The sequence below is a fragment of the Mesorhizobium sp. AA22 genome (assembly GCF_001672375.2).
GTDB classification, from domain to species: domain Bacteria; phylum Pseudomonadota; class Alphaproteobacteria; order Rhizobiales; family Rhizobiaceae; genus Mesorhizobium; species Mesorhizobium wenxiniae.
Genome location: NZ_CP048406.1, coordinates 5,063,502 through 5,084,046, shown reverse-complemented (window position 1 = coordinate 5,084,046; position 20,545 = coordinate 5,063,502). Strand labels below are relative to the sequence as shown.

Here is a 20,545-nt window from a genome sequence, read left to right as displayed (position 1 = left end):
GTGCAATTGCGAACAATGGCATGGATTGATTCGGAGCTTGTCTATGCACGCACTGCAAGCGGCCCTGGCTGCGGTGATCTTGAGCACTTCAGTCAGTTCTGGACTCGCCGATGACAATTCTCCCTTTATTTATTTTGCGACCCAAGACCCTTTCACAGACGGTCTGCCGACCAAGAATGATGTTTATGTCTTTGGTGGCGTGTTTGCGAGCGGGGCCTTCGGGGACACGATCAATGTTTTTGGTGCCGACTACACGGACAACTATATAATCGGAGCTGCATACGGTCGCGATCTCGTCGATATAGGCGCTGGTTTCGTTCTTGGTGGCGTCACCGGCGTGGCCATAAGATTTGGCCAGGACGACGATACGTCTGGCGAACTTTGGGCCGGAGCGCGACTTCGCCACCAGGGCCTTGTCATTGGTGATTTGGCGATTGCGCCCGCACTGACCGCTGGATTCAGTGCCGTTACAGGCCCTACCGAGATCGAGCGCGATCGCGAAATCCGCTACGATGGCGATGCATCATTCCTCGGCTTCGTTGGTGCGGAGCTTTCGTTCAGAGTCAGGCAAGCTCCCAATGTCGAACTTGTCTACCAACTCCACCATAGATCCGGCGCCGATGGTACAATTGGCGATATGAACGAGGGTTCTAATGCGAACACTCTTGGAATCCGTTATCGCTTCTAATGCTCGCTGCTGTTGGTCTTTGGCCTGCGCCCACGTGTCCCGTATTGGGCTCACAGTGAACCGGCGACACTTTCGTGATAGGTTTGCACGGAGATGGCGACTGTGGCTCCAATATGGGATCACTTGTGAGCGAAGCAGCCAGGAGAAGGCGGCCGGCGGCACTTTCGGAGAAGAGGTTCTGCGGCGGTTCGGCACCGGTCTCAATGCCGATCGGCATGATAAGCCATTGAAATCTCAGGGCGTGCAGGGTCACCCTGTCGCGCCATTTCGCACTCACGCTATATCCTTCAGAGTGTCGAGCGGCCCTTTGAGCGCAGACCTGGGCTGGATCAACTCTGGCGCAATCAGGAAGGTCTGTGGCGTCGTCGTCGCGTTATCGATCAGCTCGAACGCCTTCGTAATCATCGCCTCAATGTTCTGCCGCACCATGATTACCGGGAAGGGCAGGAAGGAGCCGAACGGATCGTAGTCGTAGCAACCGACGACGAGCTCACTAAACATCTCCGCCGGCCGGCCCGCCATGAAACGCAGCAGACCTTCCATATTGATCGACGAATTGACAAACAGCGCGCGCGGCAGCTTGCCGTGGCGTTGGTAAAACGCCTCGAAGGCACGCAAAGTTATATCGGGCGAATACCCGGAGGACTGCACACCGTCTTCAGGGTCGGCGCCCAGCAGTGCCTTCTTGGTCGCATGGAAAGCGGCGATGCGTTCGCGGCTGGCATGGTCGTTGCGGCCGCCAAACAGAAACAGCTCGTCCGGCCGCAGAGGATCGTCGTTGCCGAAGCGGCGGATGATTGCTTCCGTCAGCATCCGTGCGCCCTCATAATTGTCGCTGATCACCGAATGCGCCTTCGCTCCCGGCAGGTCGATGTTGATATGCCTCAGCCCCGCCGGTTCGCAGACCTCGTGCACGCCGTCCGGATCGGTGGCGCCGACGATGAAGAGCTGGTCGATTGAATAGGAGATCAGCGTCTCCGCGGTCCGCCGTTCCTCTTCCGGGTCGCGGCTGGCGCTAACCACGACCGGGCATTGGCCGCGGCTACGCACATGCCCCTCAAACGTCTGCGCCATGGAGGAGAAGTAGCGATTGTCGTGGACGGGCAGCATCAGGCCGACCAGGCCCGATCGCGAGCGTCGCAAGCCTCGCGCCTGCAGATTGGTGGTGTATTGGTGGAGTTCGGCGAGGCCGAGAATTGTTTGCGCCGTACTTTCCTTGATGCGGCGCTTGCGCCAAGTGCCGTTCAGGACGGCACTCACGGTCGATGGCGAACTGCCCGATAGCACGGACAGGTCATAGATCGTCGCCTTTTTCTTGACCCGCTGATCCATCTGGCCCTCCCGCGCGTCTTTTTAGAGCAAATATCCGGCTTGACGAGAGCTTCTCCATGCATAATAGTTTCTGCACCATCGATTGTGCAAGCGGAAACCGGTGGATAATCGATGGGGAAGCGCCCGTGTTTTTCGGGGAGGTTTCTAACGGCCGCCGTCGTTCGACGGCTCGAGTGTGTTCCACTAGGAACTTATGGGAGGAGTACAGATGAAAAAGCTCATGATCGCGGCGCTTGCCGCGACCCTTTTGCTTGGCGGATCGTTCGCTGCGATGGCACAGCAGGCCGGCAAGGTCGGCGTCGTCGTAAAGATCGGCGGCATTCCGTGGTTCAACGCAATGGAGGCGGGTATCAAGGAGCGCGGCCAGAAGCTCGGCGTCGACGCGTTCATGGTTGGCCCAACCAGCGCCGATCCGGCACTGCAAGTTCGCGCCATCGAGGATCTGATCGCACAGGGGGTCAAGGTCATCGGTGTGGTGCCGAACGATGCCAAAGTGCTTGAACCGGTGCTGCAGAAGGCCAAGGACGCCGGCATCATCGTCATCACGCATGAATCGCCTGGCCAGAAGGGCGCCGACTGGGATTTCGAACTCGCGTCCGCGACCGGCTTCGGCGAAGCTCATGCCAAGCTCCTGGCGGAGAAGATGGGCGGCAAGGGTGAGTATGCAGTGTTCGTCGGCTCGCTGACGGTGCCGCTGCACAATGCCTGGGCCGATGCGGCAATCGAGTATCTAAAGAAGAACTATCCCGACATGAAGCTTGTCGGCGAACGTTATGGTGTCGCCGAGGATGTCGACAAAAGCCGCAGCACTGCGCTTGACCTGATTTCCGCGAATTCCGGCTTGAAGGGCTTTCTGGCCTTCGGCAGCCAAGGCCCGATCGGCGCTGGGCGCGCAATCGAAGAGCGGCGGAAGGTGGGGGAAATATTCGTGCTCGGCCCATTCTCGCCAGGCCAGGGCCAGAAGCTCATCAAGAACGACGCGATCTCCGGCGGCTTCATGTGGAATCCGAAGCAGGCGGGCGAGGTTTTCGTCACGCTGGCCGACCATCTCATGAAGGGCAACGAGATCAAGGACGGCGATACGATCGAAGGGCTAGGGACAGTCAAGCCCGACTTCGAAAACCGTAACATCATCGTCGATCAGCTGGTCCCCATCAACAAGGATACTGTCGACGATCTCGCGGCGATGGGCCTGTAAAGCCTCCCAAGGCTATGGCAGCCGGGCTGGCCTCGAGCCGGCCCGGCTGCAGGACTGCAAACGGGATTGAATCCAGGGTTTCAACTCGATGGCTGATCAGGCACTCGATGGCGCCACATCACGGCCGTTGCTGTCGCTCCGCAACATCAGCGTGACGTTCGGCGGCGTGAAGGCGCTGAAGAATGTCAGCTTTGAGGTGCTGCCGGGCGAGGTGCATTGCCTCGCCGGCGAGAACGGCTCCGGCAAGAGCACGCTGATCAAGGTCATTACGGGCGTGTACAAGCCCGAGGCGGGCGCCGTGATCGACTATGATGGCCAGAGCTACTCCAATATGTCGCCGGTTACGGCGCAGGCCGGCGGGATTCAGGTCATCTGGCAGGACCTCGCCCTGTTTCCCGAGATGACTGTCGCCGAGAACATCGCGTTCCAGACTGTCATCGGCCGCTGGCCGCGGCTGGTGAACTATGCCGAAATGCGCCGTGTCGCGACCAACGCCCTGCAACGTCTTGGTGTTACCCTCGATGTCGATTTAGCACTCCACCATTTTCCCATCGCACAGCGGCAGATCGTAGCAATCGCGCGCGCCCTCGTCGGCGAGGCGAAGCTCGTCTTCATGGACGAGCCGACGGCGTCGCTCACCCAATCCGAAACCGACTATCTGCTGGACATTGTGCGCAATCTGTCGTCGTCGGGCGTCGCCGTTGTGTTCGTCAGTCATCGCTTGGCGGAGGTTCTTGAAATCTCCAGCCGCGTCACCGTGCTGCGCGACGGCGCGCTGGTAGGCGTCTATCCAACCAAGGGCCTGACCCAATCGCGCATCACCGAGCTGATGACGGGCAAGACCTTCGACTATTCCGTCCTGCATCGGGATTTGAGCAAGAGCCCGGTCATGCTTGAGGTCGAGGGACTGTCGCGGCCCGGCGAATTCCAGGATGTGTCCTTGGCGGTCCGGCGCGGCGAGACGCTCGGCATCACCGGGTTGCTCGGGGCAGGGCGCACCGAGCTGGCGCTGACATTGTTTGGCATGCGCAAGCCGAAATCGGGCTCTGTCGTCCTGGATGGCAAACCCGTTCGCTTCGGTTCCAACCGTGACGCGATCGCTGCCGGCGTCGCCTATCTTTCGGAAGACCGGCTGTCGCTCGGCCTCATTCAGCCCCAGGCAATCGCCGACAACATGGTCATCGCCTCGCTGGACAAGATCCTTTCGAGCGGTTTCATTTCGAGCGATCGCAAGCGATCTCTGGTCAATCGCTGGATAAGGGATCTCGGCGTCAGGATCGGAAAGCAGGACGACGCGATCTCGACCCTGTCGGGGGGAAATCAGCAACGTGTCGCCATTGCAAAATGGCTGGCGACCGGTCCGAAGCTGCTTATCCTCGACGCACCGACAGTCGGCGTCGATGTCGGCGCGCGCGCCGGCATTTTCGACATCGTTTCCAAGCTCGCAGACAGCGGCCTGGCCATTATCCTGATCTCGGACGAGGTGCCTGAAGTCTATTTCAACGCGGACCGTGTGCTGCACATGGCTCAGGGGCGCATTGTCGGCGAATATGCACCGGGCGCTACGACCCTCCAGGCGATCGAGGAGGCGGTCTATGCGTAGGTTTGTCCGCTCCCACGCAACGGAACTGGCTTTGCTGGCCGTTATCGCAGTCATCTGCGTCTTCCTTTCGTTCGCGACAGACCGGTTCTTCACCCTCGGCAACGCGTTTGACCTTCTGAACACCAGCTCGGTCAACATCATTTTCGCCGTCGGCCTGCTCGTCGTGCTGGTCGCCGGTGGCATTGACATTTCCTTCGCAGTTGCTGCCTCCGTTGTGCAATATCTGACGGCGACCGTCCTCGGCTGGGTCGGCGGCGGCAATTGGATTATCGGCGTCATCATCGCTGGCGCATTGGGCGTCGCGTTGGGCTGCATCAACGCCTTCCTGATCCACGGGTTCAGAATCATTTCGATCGTCGCCACGATTTCGACTTTCAACATTTTCTTCGGCTTGCTGATGTTCTTCACAGGCGGCGTGTCGATCTACAATCTTCCGGACTGGCTCACCAACCGTGTCGTGCTGTTCGAGCGAGAGATGGCTGACGGCAGCTGGGCGGAAATCACCCTACCTGTGCTCATTATGGCTATCTGCGTGTTCGCTACCTGGGCGTTGATCACGCGCACCACCACTGGGCGCCAGCTCTACGCATTTGGCGACAATCCGGAGGGGGCGCGCCGCTTCGGCATCAATATTGGTGCCATGCAGTTTATTGCATTCGGCTGGCTGGGCCTGATGGCGGGCATCGCCGGTCTCGTGCAAGCGCATTACGCGCAGGAAGTGGTGCCGAACGCCCTTTATGGTCGCGAACTCGACGTCCTGGCAGCCGTGGTCCTTGGCGGTGCGCGGCTCGGCGGCGGCAAAGGCAGCGTGCTCGGCTGCATTCTGGGCGTTCTGTTGGTCTCGATCACCCAAAACGGACTCAATTTGATGGGTGTATCGCCTTTCGCGTTCAAGATGATCGTCGGCGCCATTATTCTTGCCGCCATCACCCTGTCGAACACCAGCATCGAACGCCTGCTGCCGTTCCTGAAAAGCCGGCGGGTGCCTTCATGACGGTTTTGATTGAACGCGCCCGCAACGCGCTCGGCCCCGAATTAGCAGGTCCGCTCGCCGCGTTCGTAGCGGTTATGGTCGTGTTCGGCTTTGCCGCGCCGAACTTCTTTTCCCGTGCCACCTTTGGATCGGTCGCCTTCCAGCTGCCGGAACTCGGCCTCCTCACGCTTGCCATGCTGCTGCCGATCCTGACCGGCGGCTTGAACCTGGCCATCACCTTCACGGCCAACATGGCCGGCCTGACGCTGGCTTGGGTACTGCAAAGCCAGGGAGGCGTCGACGCAGGCATCGACGCCTTTGTCCTTGGCTCGATCCTTGCCATCGTGGTCGGAGCACTGAGTGGGCTGATCATGGGGCTCGTCATCGCCTACACCAAGGCTCACCCGATTCTGGTCTCGCTGTCGATGATGATCTTCCTGCGCGGTCTCGGCGAATTCCTGACGCGCGGCGGCGACGTGTCCGGCATTCCCGGCTTCTTCGCGGCGATCGGCTACGGTTCGATCTTTGGCATCCCGGTACCGTTGCTCATCTTCATCGCTTGCGTGCTGATCTGGCAGGTCTTGCTGACGCGCATGAAGCTAGGCTTCAACACCTACATGATCGGCTCCAATATCGAGGCCACGCGCTATTCCGGTATCAATACGCGCAAGGTGCAGGTTCTCGTCTACACATTGTCCGGAGCGATGTGCGCGGTTGCCGGCATCATCATGCTGGCGCGCTTCAATTCGGTGCGTGTCGGCCACGGCGAGTCTTACCTGCTGATCACCGTGCTTGCCTGTTTTCTGGGCGGCGTCAATCCGTTCGGCGGCTTCGGTCGAGTGATCCCGGTCTTCGTTGCGCTGGTCGTGCTCCAGCTTCTGTCCTCGGGACTCAATCTGATGGGCGCGAACCAGCATCTTGCGACGGCAGTCTGGGGGATTTTGATGATCACGGTGATGATCCTGCGCTGGCTTGCCGGGCGCCTCAAATTCCTAAACACAAACAGAGGATGAGTTAGATGCATGGTTTTGGGGTCCACACCTCGATGTGGACGATGAACTGGGACCGGGCCGGCGCGGAGAAGGCGATCGCGGCTTCGGTCAAATACGGGATGGACTTTATCGAGATCGCGCTTCTGAACGCGCCGGCGGTCGATGCCGCGCATACACGCGCCTTGCTCAAAAAGCACAATCTTCCTGCCGTTTGCTCGCTCGGCCTGCCGGAGCGCGCCTGGGCCTCGGTTCGGCCGGATGCCGCCATCAAACATCTCGAAGAGGCCATCGACAAGACGGCGGAAATGGGCGCGCTGGCGCTTTCCGGCGTGATTTTCGGCGGTATCGGCGAACGCACCGGCGTGCCACCGACCGAAAAGGAATACGACAACATCGCGCATGTGCTGACCGTCGCCGCCAAGCACGCCAAGAAGCGCGGCATCGAACTCGGAATCGAGGCCGTGAACCGCTACGAGAACCATTTGATCAACACCGGCGCGCAGGCCGTCTGGATGGTCGAGAAAATCGGGGCCGACAACATCTTTGTTCATCTCGACACCTACCATATGAACATCGAGGAGAAGGGGGCGGCCAATGGCATTCTGGCCGCCCGCGATCACCTGAAGTACATCCACTTGTCCGAGAGCGATCGCGGCACACCAGGCACTGGCAACTGCCCCTGGGACGAGATTTACGCAACGCTGGCGGCGATCGGTTTCAAGGGCGGACTTGCCATGGAAAGCTTCATCAACATGCCGCCGGAAGTCTCCTACGGTCTCTCGGTCTGGCGCCCGGTCGCGAAGGATGAGGCCGAGGTGATGGGTAATGGCTTGCCGTTCCTGCGCAACAAGGCTCGCCAATACGGTTTGATCTGACACGATGGGTGACGGGCAGAAGGCGGACGGCGCGAGGATCGCCGTCTTCGATGTCGGGAAGACCAATATTAAGCTCTCCGCGATGACGCTCGACGGCGTGCTCGTAGAGAGCCTCTCTGTCCACAACGAAGTGCGGCCCGGTCCACCTTGGCGGCAGCACGACCTCAAGGGCATTAGCGACTGGCTGTTCGGCTCGCTTGCCAGTTTGTGCCGTCATCATCCGCTGGAAAAGGTGGTCGGCACCGGACATGGCTCCGCGGGAGTTCTGGTGAACGCAGATCCCGACGAGACGTCCGCCCTGCCGATGATTGACTACGAGCAGGATCTGCCGCCCGCAATTCGCGATGGCTACGCGCCGCTTTCGGGCGATTTCTTCGATCGCGGCAGCGCGATCATGCTAAAGGCCGCCCACCAGGCGCGCCAGCTGTACTGGATGCAGCAGGTTGATCCGGAGCGCGTCGCTCAGGCTCGCTGGTATCTGGGCTTGCCGCAATATTGGGCCTGGCGGCTGTCAGGCGTGCCATCGGCCGAACCGACGATCCTCTCGGCGCAATCGCATCTATGGAACAATGTGCGCAAGCAGTGGTCACCCATTGTCGCGGGGCAGGGGTGGCAGCGCCTCATGCCACCATTCCATCCGGCCTGGGAGACGTTGGGGCCAATCCGGCACGATCTGGCGCGCCGGCACGGCATACCGGAAAAGCTGTCTGTCCTGACTGGCGGCCACGACAGCAGCCTGAACCTCTACCGCTACCAGGCGGCAGGCATGCGCGACGCCTGCGTGATCTCTACCGGAACCTGGATTGTCGGAATGTGCGCGGCGACACCTCTCGACCACCTCGATGAAAACCGCGGAATGGTGCTGAACAGCGACGTGACGGGAGGCCCGGTCGGCGGCGTTTTGACCATGGGCGGACGAGAGTTCAGTCATGTGGCAGGACAGGGGCAAGAAGAAACTGCGGCCGACGCTGCGCTGGTCAGCTTGTCGATTGAGCGCGGCACCTTCGCATTGCCGTCGTTCGGCGACGATGACGGCCTGTTTCCCGGCAGCACTGGGCGCGGCCGGTTTGAAGGGCCGCCTGCAGAAACCCCTGCTGAGCGCAAAGGGCTCGCCGTGCTCTATGCCGCGCTGCTGACGACCGAATGTATCGATGCGCTGAACGAAGACGGGTTGGTTGCATTGGATGGCACCTTCCTGAGGGATCCGCTCTACGCCACGTTTGTTGCCGCGCTGCGGCCAAACGCCGAAACGGTCTACAACCTCGACTCCTACGGCACCGCTTCGGGTGCGGCGTTACTTGGCGAACATGAAACTCGTGACACGCCGGCTCCCATCGCACTCAGCCGGCCGACCGCCTTTGCCGGCGACCGTAACGCGCTCGCAGCCTATGCACAGCGGTGGCGCGAACTGGCGAAGCGAAACAACTTGCAACAGGGCAACACCAGCAAAAGGGACAATCGATGACCGATGACAGCGCGCTGCGCCGCGAGATGGTCGATGTTTGCCGCCGGATGAACTCCAGCGGTATCAACCAGGGCAATGCCGGCAACCTGTCGGTGCGCTGCAGCGACGGTTTCCTGATCACGCCCTCGTCGCTGCCCTACGAAACGATGACGCCCGAAGACATCGTCGAGATGGGCTTTGACGGCACCTATGTCGGCCGACGGCCCTCCTCGGAGTGGCGCTTCCACCGTGACATTTTGAGGGAGCGGCAGGAGATCAACGTCGTGCTGCATTGCCACTCGCTCTACGCCACGACGCTGGCCTGCCATCACAAGACGATCCCGAGCTTCCACTATATGACAGGAGTGGCTGGCGGTACGACGATCCGCTGCGCGGAATACGCAACCTTTGGCACGCAGGCCTTGTCCGACAATGCCTTGGTTGCACTCAAGGAACGCTTCGCCTGCCTGCTTGGCCAGCACGGCCAAATTTCGCTCGGCAAGACCATGGAAGCGGCGTTGTGGCTGGCGAACGAGGTCGAAACCCTTTCGCGCATGTATGTCCAGGCGCTTACACTTGGTGAGCCGCCCGTCCTTTCCGACGAGGAGATGGCGCGGGTGATCGAGCAGATGAAGAAGATGAGCTATGGCCAAGCGCCGGATCCGGAGGGAACGAACGATTTGGCACGGCCGCGCGACGCTGCGGTCTAGCGCTGCTCCGGCAGATTTTGGTGGCGAGAGGTCTGTTTTTCCCGGTGGGCCGCAATAAGCTCGACAGTGGCAGGTGAAGACGAAGATGTCCCCCTTACGGCAAACGTTGAATCAAATCGTTCAGCAAAAGCAGCAACGCGCCGGCAAAGACAGCCGCAGCCGCGTCGTCCAGCATGATGCCGAGTCCACCCCTTACCTTCTCATGCACGACGCCGATGGGCCAAGGCTTGACGACATCGAAAAACCGGAAGGCAAGGAAACCTGCTGCCCACCAGACCGGGTCGAGCGGCAGCATGGAAAGTGTTGCGGCGGTGCCGAAGGTCTCGTCAACGACGACGATCTGCGGATCCTCCGTCCCGGTATGGGAGACGACATGCGACGACGCCCATACTCCCACGGCGAATAAGGCCATATAGGCAAGCACGATCAGCCAAGGCGATGCAGGTATCAGGACCGCGGCAAGAGCCACTCCGACGCCCGCGCCGGCCGTGCCCGGCCATAACGGAGAGAATCCTGCGCCGGCAGAGGTCGCGAGTAGGCAAGCAAACTTAGGCAGAAATTTACGCATGGAGTTTCGGACGGCTTCCCCGTGAATTGTAAATAGGCATTATAGTCACATCTTTCGGGTTACTGCCGCTAGACTGCCAGTCGATGTGCGGCGGCAGACACGACGGGCGTTGCAGAAACATCGGAACAACATCGGACGGTTATAGCAGCAACCGAAATTTTCCGTTTCGCCGACAGCTTGACAGTTCTCTGGCTACCTTAATCCATTGGCCGCATTCGCCAAAGAAACGCTGCTGGTTGAGCCGGGCCTGATCGGTCTCCGCCGCGCTGACCACCTCGGTCGGCGCCGACGGGCTGGAACGAACCCACAATTTGCCGGTTAAGCTTCGCGGAACGACATCATCAGAGGAGCAAAGTCATCATGATCGCCGGTCTTATGAAACGTCGTATCGACCCGCTATGGGAGCACGCCGCTTCTCCGCTGATCGGGATCGGCATGACCCCGAACCAAGTTACAGCCGGCGGTCTGGTGCTCGTCGCCCTGTCGTGCGCCGCCTATGTGTACCACCAGTCAAGCCTTGCCTTTGGCCTTTGCCTCGCGTTGGCCTTCACCTTCGACGCGCTGGACGGTGCGGTCGCCCGTCGGAGACATATGAGCACGAAGGCCGGTGGCTATTTCGACGCCATGGCCGACCGCTATCAGGAACTTGCCGTGTTTGCGGCAATAGGCTGGGTCGCCGATCTGTGGGCGATCGCAATGATCGCATTCGCCGGCGGAATCCTCACCAGCTACGCCAAGGCGCGGACGGCGATCGAAATCCCCATAGAAAACCAGGCGTGGCCGGATTTCTTCGAACGGATGGAACGTCTGGTGTTCATTTGCGTGCTGTTAGTCGCCGATGGATTGGCGATCGCCATGGGCGCCGCTTCGCCTTGGTTTCTCACGGGCGGGTTCGCGCTTTACGCACTGCTGGCAAACGCCACAGCTCTGCAACGGATCAATCGCGCATTTGCCATGCTCAAACGAGCGGACGCGAAGCAGCCGTGAGACGCGAAATCCCATACTGGTTTTGGGCGGCGGAAAACGCGAGGCGCTGTCGCGGCCACAGTAGGTTAAAAACAATCCTCCCGGCCTGCGTCATCTCTGGCCATAGCGAAGTTGCTGACCCCTGTGGGCCAGATGTCCGCACCCTCATTAGACCGTTTCGAGCCGGCTGAACCGAACCGGGATGAGTTTGCGAGTCTTCAGTTGCCCTACCGAATCCTTGTCGATGACCGTCAGCAACTGCCCTTGTTCAGGGCCCACAGGCAGAACCAGGCGGCCCCCCGGCTTGAGCTGCTCAAGCAAAGCTGGTGGCGCCCGCCCAGCCGCGACGGTGACTAGGATCTTATCGAATGGGGCGTGCTCGGGCCAGCCGCGAGACCCGTCACCGACACGAATGCTGATATTAGATAGACCGAGGCCCTGCAGGAGAGTTTCGGCATGGCTTGCGAATTCCTCGATGATTTCGACGCTCCAAACGTGCCCGGCGAGTTCCGCGAGGATTGCGGTTTGGTAGCCCAGGCCGGTGCCGATCTCGAGCACCGCCTCGTCCGGCTGGAGAGCAAGGAGATCGGTCATGAGAGCGACGATGAACGGCTGCGAGACGGTTTTGTCGAAGCCGATCGGCAGTGGCATGTCCTGGTAGGCATAAGGCGCGACCGAGCTTGGCACGAAGAGATGGCGCGGCACCCGCTGCATCGCTGCCATCACCCGTTCATCGAGCGCCGCCTTGCCGAGTTCTTCGCTTGCAAGGTCGGTATGGATTGCAATCATCTCGACCATGTGTCTGCGTAGAACTGCGAGGTGTTCTTCATTCATTGGCTTCATGACGGTGGGGCTTTCCTCAACCAGCTTGCTGCCAGATAGGCTTATATCCTGTTCGTCACAGCAACGCCCGCCTTCGTTTCCGGTTGCGGGTGCCCGCGGCGACCGGAATTAATTTTGGCGTTGCGTCTTGGCATCGGCGGCGGCCCCGGAGATCCCGTGCCATGTCGCCATAACGGGTATGTCCTGGATCGCGGTGTCGAACAATGAACGGCTGCATTGCGTGCATGCGTGGGCAGCCGGCGATCTCGGCCGGGGCGTTGTCGTTGAATAGTGGACGCCTGTTTCACCGAGCGAGGCTGCGACTGCTGCATGGCTTCGGGCAGCGGGAATGCCGCGACGGGCAGTTCGGGAGGTTCTTCACTCACCTACACAATCGGAGTTCCTAAAGATCCGGCTAAAGTCCGGAGGCCGCTACTTTATCGCTTCCAGGAGTGCTGAGTGGAACTCGCCGGGGCGCTCTGCCTTGCCGCTCGGCCGTCGTGGTTGAATCCTCCCATCAGCTAAAGTAGAGAAAGTTGATGGAACTACCGGCCTGATGTGCCATTTTACCACGTCGTGAGAGAAGACGAAGGCAAATGAGCCAGCACAATGCCACTGTGATAGGCGTCGTGGTGCCCATGTTCAATGCCGAGAGAACCATTCTCCAGACGCTGACCAGCATCTGCCAGCAGAGCCACCAGGCGCTGGACATTATCGTTGTGGATGATGGGTCGACGGACCGGTCCGCGTCAATCGTGGCCGCCTATGCCGAGCAAGATCGGCGTATACGGCTTTTCAGGCAGCCGAACGCGGGTGTTGCGCACGCACGCAACAGCGGCGCCGCTGCCACCGATGCGGAGTTTCTAGCGTTCGTGGACGCGGATGATCTTTGGGCTCCGTCCAAAATCGCACTGCAACTGCGCGTCCTGCAGGAAGGAGGCTCGTCAGCTGGCCTGGCATATTGCTGGTTTGCGGAGATCGACGAGGACGGTCGGATATTTTCACTCAAACAGCCCGATGCCGATGGTCGCGTGCTGCAACGCATGTGCAGAAACAACTTTGTCGGTAACGGAAGTTCGATGCTTGTACGTCGCTCCGCATTCGAGCGGGCGGGACAGTTTGATCCTTCCCTGAGGGCGAGGAACGCACAAGGCTGCGAAGATCTTCTAATGTGCCTCAGAATAGCGGAGAATTACGAGTTTCGTGTCGTGCCCCAATATCTTGTGGGTTACCGTAGGACGAGCGGCAACATGTCGAGCGATGTCATGCAGATGTTTCGTTCGTATCAAATTGTCCTAGCCGAGTTTCACGAGAAATATCCGCAATTTGGGAGCGATCTCAATGCCCATCTGCTTGACACGATCAATTCGCTTGCGGTGAGAGCTTTGCTTCAAGGGCGGCCTTCCGCAGCCTGGTACCTGTCGAAGAAGCTCTTTGTACTGGAGCCGCGCACGGCCATTTCACGTCTGCCTCACACGGTCGACGTCTGCTGCCGCGGATTGGTCCCTCGCTGGATCAAGGTTCGAGTGAAACGGATGCGAAACGCCGAGTCTCGGCCTCTCTATGACAAGATTTATCTGGAGAGGTAAGCGCGTCCCCTGTTCGGACGTACCGAGCGGGGCTGTTGAAGCTAGATGCTTGATGTCAGGCTTTGGCGGCGCACGCGGCAATCACGTCACTGCCCGGACCCTGAGCGGCCACCAGAACGATATTGGCCCGGACCACATTTCCATAGGACACGTGCAACTACGCGCCGCCTCTATACAATATTTAATTGTCTAGTTCGCGACCGCTCCTGGTGGGACCTCCAGCGTAATTGTGATGGTGTCACCCGGAGCAAGCAGAGTATCTTCAGTCACCTCGGTCGTCGCTGCCTGTCCGTCAGTGGAGCGGGTTACACCGATCGTAATTCGGTCCCCTTCGCCTACAAGGTCGCTGCGCATCTGCATCACGTAGGCGATTTGTTTGGTCAATGAATCCATCTCAGCGCGCATTTGGTTCATCGCCGCGCGTTCAGTCTGCAAGCCAGCCAACAGGTCAATTCGACTCTGGTCGATAAGCTTATCAAGACTGCGCTGCAAATCCCCTTGGTCGCGTTCAAGTCGAGCGATCTCAGCGTTGGTTTGCAAAGCGCGGGTCGCTGACAAGAGCACTGCGCGTTGAGCATCGTTGACCCTCGTGATCTGGATCAGACCTTTTTCGAAGAGCTTCTTGAGGCGATCAAGTTCCGCCGCATCTGCGGCTGCGCCCGCTTGATCCGCCTTCTGCTGCTCCTTCAGGTAGCCCATTCGTTCCGCCGCCTTGGTTGCGGCCAACTCAATCGAAGCGCGCTCCTTCTCCTGATCCGCATAGACAGCTTCAAGATGCTTCCCCTCCTGCTGCAAAGCTTCGTCGCGACGAGGTTCGAGGCTCGGATCATGTTCTGCGTCCGGAACCTCAATCGCTCTGGCGCCGCTCAGCTGCGCCTCTATGCGAGCAGCCTTGATTTCGCTTTCCTGGTACTTGATGCGCAGAATGTGGAGGCGGCCGCCAAGGTCCGCTGCTGTCATTTCAGGGTTTTGAAGCTCACCGCGACCGAGCTGGTAGCCGCCGCCAGCCGCCACAGCCTGTCGGACAGTCATGCCTGGTCTGAAGGCCTGAGTCCCAGGAGAGGCAATGTCCCCGTCAATATAGACGGGTCTGTATTCCTCAATATCAACTACAATCTGATCCGGGTAAAACCCAGTCCAAGTCTCAGTGCCGTCGGCGGATCGTTGTGGAAGGGATTTTGGTTTTAAACCCTCAATTACCTCCTTGCGAACATCCTCTATTGTCTTCCCGAGAACGGTTAGGAGGCCCAGGACCGGCAACACGATTACACCGCTTTGGTCGATGACAGCTCGCTTTTGCATCTCGGGATAGCCTATGACAGCGAAGCCGATCACGTCGCCAGTCTGCAGACGGTACTCGCCGACATTGTACTCCTCCGCTAGGGCAAGGCCATTCGACGGATTCGCGTATGCGAAAAACAAAAACACGCAAGCGAGCGCAGCGCAGCTGCCTGCCCGCATCCAGCGCACCGATCTATTCAACATTCGCGATCACCCCGCAATGTTTAAGCATGACGTCGACGCAGACCTTTCTCACAACGCCATTCCTTTGAGGCGAATTTACGCTCTGAACAACGGCAACAAGGCAGACGATATTCCGAGATCGCGCCACTCTGATCGTCATCCGGCTGGAAGAATACAACTATCCGGCGGCCACCGCGATCGCGTCGATCATGGTTTGGCTATCGTCCGCGACGCTCCTGGTCGTCGATCTGGTGCAGTCGTGGAGCCCAAACGCTATGGCTGACGTCACCGGCGTGTCGTCGGCCGGAAGCGACACCGCCGGCCAGCGAACAGCCGGTCGCGCGCTACCTGATGGCAGTCGCGTTCTGGTGGCCTGAGCGGCGTTGGCCCTGACGCGCGGCCGCCATGTCCGCCGCTCCGTTAAACACGGAAGCTGCGCGGCGGACACACCAACGTCACCACTGAATGCCACGCCATTTTTTGCTGATGGGGTGGATGCCAGCCTTCTCCGACGGCATCGCAATGTGCCAAGTTTGTGGTGTTAGCGCCACGCAAAGGAGAGGCAGGCATCCATGGAAAAGGTTACCATCATTGGGGTCGATCTGGCAAAGAACGTCTTTCAGCTGCACGGGGCGGCAGCTGATGGATCGGTTGTGTTCCGCAAGAAGCTGTCGCGCCTGCAGTTTTGCAAGTTCATGGCGAGTCAACCGGCATGTGTCGTGGCGATGGAAGCGTGCGGCAGCTCCCACTACTGGGCCCGTCAGATGGCTCGGCTTGGCCATGAGCCAAGACTGATTGCCCCGGCCTATGTCAAACCGTTCGTCAAGCGGCAGAAGAACGACGTCGCAGATGCGGAGGCGATCGTCGAAGCAGCGCAACGACCGACAATGCGCTTTGTCGAACCGAAGACCAAGGAGCAGCAGTCCCGGGCCATCGTGTTTCGCACCAGAGAGCAGTTCGTGAATCAGAGAACCGAATTGGTGAATGCGCTGCGCGCGCACCTCTATGAGTTCGGTTATGTTGCTCCGCAAGGCATCGGCCACCTGCCACGTCTGGCAGAGATCGTCGAGGACGAGAGCGCAGACCTGCCGGATCTAGTCCGTGACATCTGCAGCGCTCTCCTTGACCAGATCGACCAGTTGAGCAGCCGGCTCGCGGCATTGAAGAAGACGATCGACACGCTGTCCAAGCAAGCTGCAACATCTCGGCGCTTGCAAACCATGCCCGGTGTCGGCCCTATCGCTGCCCTTGCCATTGAAACCTTTGCGCCACCGATGGAAGCCTTTAAGTGCGGTCGCGATTTCGCCGCCTGGCTCGGGCTGGTCCCTCGGCAGAAGTCGAGCGGCGGCAAGCAACGACTAGGGAAGGTATCGAAGATGGGCCAGCGCGATATTCGGCGGTTGCTCATCATCGGCGCCATGGCCGTGGTTCGATGGGCATCTCGGAGGCGCGCACCCGACGGTTCCTGGCTTGCCCGCTTGATGTTGAAGAAACCGCGCATGCTGGTGGCAATCGCGCTGGCCAACAAGATGGCGCGTGGCATCTGGGCCATGCTGACGAAACAGGAGGACTACCGAGATCCGGCGACGGTGCTTGCGTGATTTGCAACAACGCACCTGAGACCGGGACGTCGGGGATGTGAGGAAGGCATGAACTGCATGGGCAAATGATCGATCAGATCGGGGTCAGGAAAACCAGAGTCAAGTTGAGAGCCCACGCAAGCTCGCTTTGCTGATTTGGACCTGATCCGCGCATCACCATACCGGCCCGCGGCATATGGAACGGCCGCAAATTAAGGCCTGACACATGACCGCACTCGATCACATGTCCATACTTCAGGTTCTTCCTTGCAAAACGGCTGGCATCCACACAGGAACTTGACGCACACAACTCCTGGAAGCAAGCGTCCGGGCACAGATTCTTTATTCGCACATGCTAATATATTGGTCGCCCTGACCCGTTCCGATATGTTATGATGGTTAACGCGCTGAGGCCTGGATAGCCAAGGAGCGCGTCACGTCAGCGGCTGCGAGTGGGACGGCGATGTCCTTTTTGCTTTTTTTGCGAGGCCTTGTCATAGTACTGTTGGCATTCGCTATTAGTATATATTTGCTCACCGGCTCCCTCTGGGGCACGTTTGTCCAGACGTTAATTTGTGGGATCTTGATACAGCTTGGGTACTTTGTTGCTGTCATGCTGCTAGTGTGGCGCTCGGTCTCCAAAGAATCGGTGACTCCGAAGTCAGAATCGGTGACTCCGAAGTCACACATCGCGCGATGAGTCCGAAATGGAGCAACTGCCGAGCCACTTAGTTAAGTGAGGCGGGCCACGCTCTGCCTTTATAGGCTCTGGCTACTAGAGCAGGACGATCAGCAAGATGACACCCCACACCACGAAACAAAATGTGACTGCAGCCTGTCTTATTCGGGCACCGGAGAGGCTTTCCGCGAGGCGCCAGAGGCGCGCAGGACCCTTGCGGTAATCGTTATCGCGCGTCTGTGCTCGACGAGCCATTCCCGTTTCCCGCAGGACAGGCTCAACCGGAGCCCGGAATCTCTTGCTCAGATGTTTTGCCATTTGGCAATACGACTCAATTTCTTTCCTTCAATTTGGAGCTTACGACATGCAGCGGAATTGCGGCAGTCGGATCATGGGCCGCGTGAGGTTTCGTTTATAGCTGAGGCCAGGAGTTGCGCCTTTGGCGAAGAGCGGGCTGATGCCCGCCCCGAGCGATGCGCCTGTGCTCCGCGGGCGTCGATACTGAATTTGCAGACATTTAGTCAGATAATGTGGTATGGTGTTTGCCATTACCAATGCGCTGCCAGTCTCATCCCACGGGTTTGAAGGCTTATGCTCCGCGAAGTTGAAAAGCACCCGGATTCTGCCTTCACATTCGGCGATCCTCAGTGGGGAACGATTGATCTCGAAACACTCGTGGCGGCAGCGCGACGGCAGTTGAGGTTCGTCCTTACATGCGCGTTCGCAGGACTTGTGCTGGGGCTAGCGTATCTTTGGGCCGAGGTGCCCTTGTACGAGTCGACGGCCAGAATCCTGATCGACAAGAACCAGCCATCCGTCGTGACGAAGTTAACAGAGAGCGGAAGCTCCACACAGCTTGACCCGATGATGCTGAGTCAGGTCGAATTGTTGCTTTCCGACCGCATCGGGCTAAAGGTCGTTGACAGCCTCGGTCTTGCTACTGATCGCTCTTTCTTGTCAGCGCCATATTCATTGCTCAACAGTCTTTCAGGATCGGTCGCTCGGTTGTTTTGGCCATTCATCGGCAGTTCCGAAGCAAGTGGAGCGCCGGTGAAATCGAGTGCCGCGCGAGGATCCGATCCTCGATGGCAGGCATTTGGCATTCTGGCTGAGAATATAACGGTAGCTCGTGTAGGGGATTCTTACATTCTGGAAGTCCAATTTCGGTCGCCTAGCGCCGAAATGGCGCAAAAAATAGCCAGTAAGTATGCAGATATCTATATTTCTGACCAAGTCGGAGCCAAAGACGAGTCGATTATCCGAGCTCGCGACGCACTGGCGGAAGAGCTCGAGACGGTGCGGAAGCGATCGGTCGATGCCGAGCTCGCAATCCACAGGTTCCGAACAGACAATACGCTGACCAAGGAATCGCTGGTTACCTTGCGCCAGCTCGAACTTGAGGCGTCCTCTCTCAAGTCGCAATATGAACAGGTCCTGCAGCAGTACCAAGCGAGCCTGCAGAACCTTTCGATGGCGTTGACGGAGGCGCGGACTATCTCGGAGGCAGCAACCCCCAGCAGACCGAGTTCTCCGAACAGCAGTCTTACGTTGGCGTTCTGCGTCGTGCTCGGCGGCATGGTTGGCGCCGGTGTGGGCGGAATTCGGGAGTACCGTGAGCGCTTTTTCCGCACGACGGCTCAAGTGCGCGATGAGCTCGGACTTCAGACGCTCGGAATGGTCCCTTTGCTGGACGGGAAGCCAATTCCGCGAAACCAGCACGATCGTGCGGCCGGAGAGCCGTCATTCATCGAGGTGGGGAACAGCGCTTTCAACTGGGTAGAACAACATCCGCGCTCGGAATTCGCCGAAGCGATGCGAACTGTGAAAGTCGCTGTTGACGTCGAGTTACCAAGGAAGAGCACCAAGGTGCTCGGCATCGTTTCTTGCCTCCCGGGAGAAGGGAAGTCTCTGGTCGCTGCTAATTTAGCGATTGTTCTTGCTATGCAGCGTTGTAAGACATTGTTGATCGATGCTGATATCCACAATCCTGGGTTGTCACCTATGTTGGCCAACGGCTGGGAACGAGGCCTGGCCAACTTGTTGGCTGGAGAACTCAATCCGAGAGACGTGCTGGCCCATCAGTCATTGCCATTGAGGTTCCTGCCCGGCGTGAACCAGAGCCAACAAAAGCTCGCAAACACCGTGCAGCCTATCGAGAAAATGGGCGACTTTCTGCTCAAGGTGGGCCCTATGTTCAATTACGTTGTCGTTGATTTGCCCCCGTTGGCTCCAGTCGCCGATGTGAGGTCCTTTGTCCAGCACCTCGACGGCCTTGTTCTGGTTGTTGAATGGGGCGTGACCGCTCGTACATTCGTGCGCGAAATCCTCGACAACAACCCGACCCTGGCGGATAAATGCATCGGCGTTCTGCTCAACAAGGTCGATATCAAAAGAATCAAGCGGTACCAAAAATTCGGCAGCGCCGAATTTTACAGTGAACGTTATCATCGGTATTACCAGGCCTAGTTGTGGAGCAGGCATATTGAACAGAGGGGTCTCGTGAAGATCGCAATTGTACACTATTGGCTCGTCACGATGCGCGGCAGCGAAAAAGTTGTTAGGTCGTCTCGCGATTGTATCCAGGGGGGTCCCGGTCGCTCTTGAACAAGAAAGGGCACCATTACCCGCCTTGGGCCAGTAGGCTCGGGGTGCTGATTCCACGAAGGAGAGCAACGCCATGAGAAAGCATAGCAAGAACGGATTGCTGATGTCTGGCAGGAAGTTGAGTAGGCTTGGCAAGCTTTGGAAGCAAGCTTCGAGCGCTTCTGCCTGACCGCAGGCATCACGGCGATGGAGGATCTGCTGCGGGTCGACGCCGAGGGGCTGACTGGAGCGCGCCACGCACGCAGCCCGGCGCCGCGGGCTCGCAACTGTTACGTGGCTTCTATTAGATCGGGCGCGCAAACTGGGAAACCAAAGTTGCTTGGCGACAGTAGCGAAGGGGCCCGGTTTTCTGCGATTCGCGGATCAGTTGAACGCATGCAATTGCAGAGCATGGCATCGCTGGTCATCGCGGGACTGTTCTCTCGGCCCGCCTACAGTATCCCCTCATATCGGCTAAA

17 protein-coding genes and 1 pseudogene are annotated in these 20,545 nt (G+C 59.0%); 14 read left to right on the top strand and 4 right to left on the bottom strand.

Annotated elements, in window-relative coordinates:
- The first annotated feature begins 43 nt into the window (after positions 1–43).
- Entirely contained in the window at positions 44–688 is a 645-nt protein-coding gene (locus tag A9K68_RS24370; protein ID WP_065007856.1) for a hypothetical protein, read from the top strand.
- A 273-nt stretch (positions 689–961) separates the two neighbouring features.
- Here the strand turns inward: A9K68_RS24370 and A9K68_RS24365 are convergent, their stop codons facing one another.
- Entirely contained in the window at positions 962–2,020 is a 1,059-nt protein-coding gene (locus tag A9K68_RS24365; protein ID WP_065007855.1) for a LacI family DNA-binding transcriptional regulator, read from the bottom strand.
- Between the two features lie 208 nt (positions 2,021–2,228).
- On the opposite strand from A9K68_RS24365, the gene A9K68_RS24360 reads away from it, so the two are divergent.
- The 7 genes from A9K68_RS24360 to A9K68_RS24330 all read left to right on the top strand — a co-directional run bounded on the left by A9K68_RS24360 (position 2,229) and on the right by A9K68_RS24330 (position 9,815).
- Complete coding sequence (locus A9K68_RS24360) at positions 2,229–3,218, top strand: autoinducer 2 ABC transporter substrate-binding protein (RefSeq protein WP_065007854.1); 990 nt, start codon at positions 2,229–2,231, stop codon at positions 3,216–3,218.
- Between the two features lie 88 nt (positions 3,219–3,306).
- On the top strand, positions 3,307–4,821 hold the full coding sequence (locus A9K68_RS24355; RefSeq protein ID WP_065007853.1) for a sugar ABC transporter ATP-binding protein: 1,515 nt from the start codon (positions 3,307–3,309) through the stop codon (positions 4,819–4,821).
- Positions 4,814–5,815, top strand: coding sequence for an ABC transporter permease (locus A9K68_RS24350; protein WP_065007852.1), 1,002 nt, complete (start codon positions 4,814–4,816; stop codon positions 5,813–5,815). Before A9K68_RS24355 ends, A9K68_RS24350 begins: the two co-directional genes overlap by 8 nt.
- Positions 5,812–6,807 (top strand): ABC transporter permease, encoded by a 996-nt coding sequence (locus A9K68_RS24345; protein WP_065007851.1) that lies wholly within the window; start codon positions 5,812–5,814, stop codon positions 6,805–6,807. The genes A9K68_RS24350 and A9K68_RS24345 overlap by 4 nt, the downstream gene beginning before the upstream one ends.
- 5 nt (positions 6,808–6,812) lie before the next feature.
- A complete protein-coding gene (locus A9K68_RS24340) occupies positions 6,813–7,661 on the top strand; it encodes a sugar phosphate isomerase/epimerase family protein (RefSeq protein WP_065007850.1) in 849 nt (282 codons plus the stop codon).
- Between the two features lie 4 nt (positions 7,662–7,665).
- The gene (locus A9K68_RS24335) at positions 7,666–9,126 is read left to right on the top strand and encodes an FGGY family carbohydrate kinase (protein ID WP_065007849.1); all 1,461 of its coding nucleotides are present in this window, start codon (positions 7,666–7,668) and stop codon (positions 9,124–9,126) included.
- Positions 9,123–9,815, top strand: coding sequence for a class II aldolase/adducin family protein (locus tag A9K68_RS24330; protein ID WP_065007848.1), 693 nt, complete (start codon positions 9,123–9,125; stop codon positions 9,813–9,815). Before A9K68_RS24335 ends, A9K68_RS24330 begins: the two co-directional genes overlap by 4 nt.
- A 94-nt stretch (positions 9,816–9,909) precedes the next feature.
- Here A9K68_RS24330 and A9K68_RS24325 read toward each other — a convergent pair whose 3' ends face one another.
- Positions 9,910–10,383 carry a phosphatidylglycerophosphatase A gene (locus A9K68_RS24325; protein ID WP_065007847.1) on the bottom strand — a complete coding sequence of 158 codons (474 nt, stop codon included), beginning with the start codon at positions 10,381–10,383 and terminating at the stop codon, positions 9,910–9,912.
- A gap of 360 nt (positions 10,384–10,743) precedes the next feature.
- On the opposite strand from A9K68_RS24325, the gene A9K68_RS24320 reads away from it, so the two are divergent.
- The gene (locus tag A9K68_RS24320) at positions 10,744–11,370 is read left to right on the top strand and encodes a CDP-alcohol phosphatidyltransferase family protein (protein ID WP_065007846.1); all 627 of its coding nucleotides are present in this window, start codon (positions 10,744–10,746) and stop codon (positions 11,368–11,370) included.
- A gap of 147 nt (positions 11,371–11,517) precedes the next feature.
- Here the strand turns inward: A9K68_RS24320 and A9K68_RS24315 are convergent, their stop codons facing one another.
- Positions 11,518–12,192: a protein-L-isoaspartate(D-aspartate) O-methyltransferase gene (locus A9K68_RS24315; protein ID WP_065007845.1), complete on the bottom strand. Its 675-nt coding sequence runs from the start codon at positions 12,190–12,192 to the stop codon at positions 11,518–11,520.
- 575 nt (positions 12,193–12,767) lie between these two features.
- Between A9K68_RS24315 and A9K68_RS24310 the strand changes: the two genes are divergently transcribed.
- A complete protein-coding gene (locus tag A9K68_RS24310; protein WP_065007844.1) occupies positions 12,768–13,760 on the top strand; it encodes a glycosyltransferase family A protein in 993 nt (330 codons plus the stop codon).
- 189 nt (positions 13,761–13,949) lie between these two features.
- On the opposite strand, the gene A9K68_RS24305 is transcribed toward A9K68_RS24310, so the two are convergent.
- Complete coding sequence (locus tag A9K68_RS24305) at positions 13,950–15,245, bottom strand: polysaccharide biosynthesis/export family protein (RefSeq protein WP_065007843.1); 1,296 nt, start codon at positions 15,243–15,245, stop codon at positions 13,950–13,952.
- Between the two features lie 128 nt (positions 15,246–15,373).
- Here A9K68_RS24305 and A9K68_RS31885 point away from each other — a divergent pair.
- The 4 genes and pseudogenes from A9K68_RS31885 to A9K68_RS24285 form a co-directional block, all read left to right on the top strand.
- A pseudogene (locus A9K68_RS31885) lies at positions 15,374–15,490 on the top strand (molybdate ABC transporter permease subunit); the annotation flags it as partial.
- 306 nt (positions 15,491–15,796) lie between these two features.
- The gene (locus A9K68_RS24295) at positions 15,797–16,825 is read left to right on the top strand and encodes an IS110 family transposase (RefSeq protein ID WP_065007842.1); all 1,029 of its coding nucleotides are present in this window, start codon (positions 15,797–15,799) and stop codon (positions 16,823–16,825) included.
- 442 nt (positions 16,826–17,267) lie between these two features.
- Positions 17,268–17,504 (top strand): exopolysaccharide production repressor protein, encoded by a 237-nt coding sequence (locus A9K68_RS24290; protein ID WP_082982220.1) that lies wholly within the window; start codon positions 17,268–17,270, stop codon positions 17,502–17,504.
- A 570-nt stretch (positions 17,505–18,074) separates the two neighbouring features.
- The gene (locus A9K68_RS24285; protein ID WP_065006947.1) at positions 18,075–19,949 is read left to right on the top strand and encodes a Wzz/FepE/Etk N-terminal domain-containing protein; all 1,875 of its coding nucleotides are present in this window, start codon (positions 18,075–18,077) and stop codon (positions 19,947–19,949) included.
- The last annotated feature ends 596 nt before the right edge of the window (positions 19,950–20,545 follow it).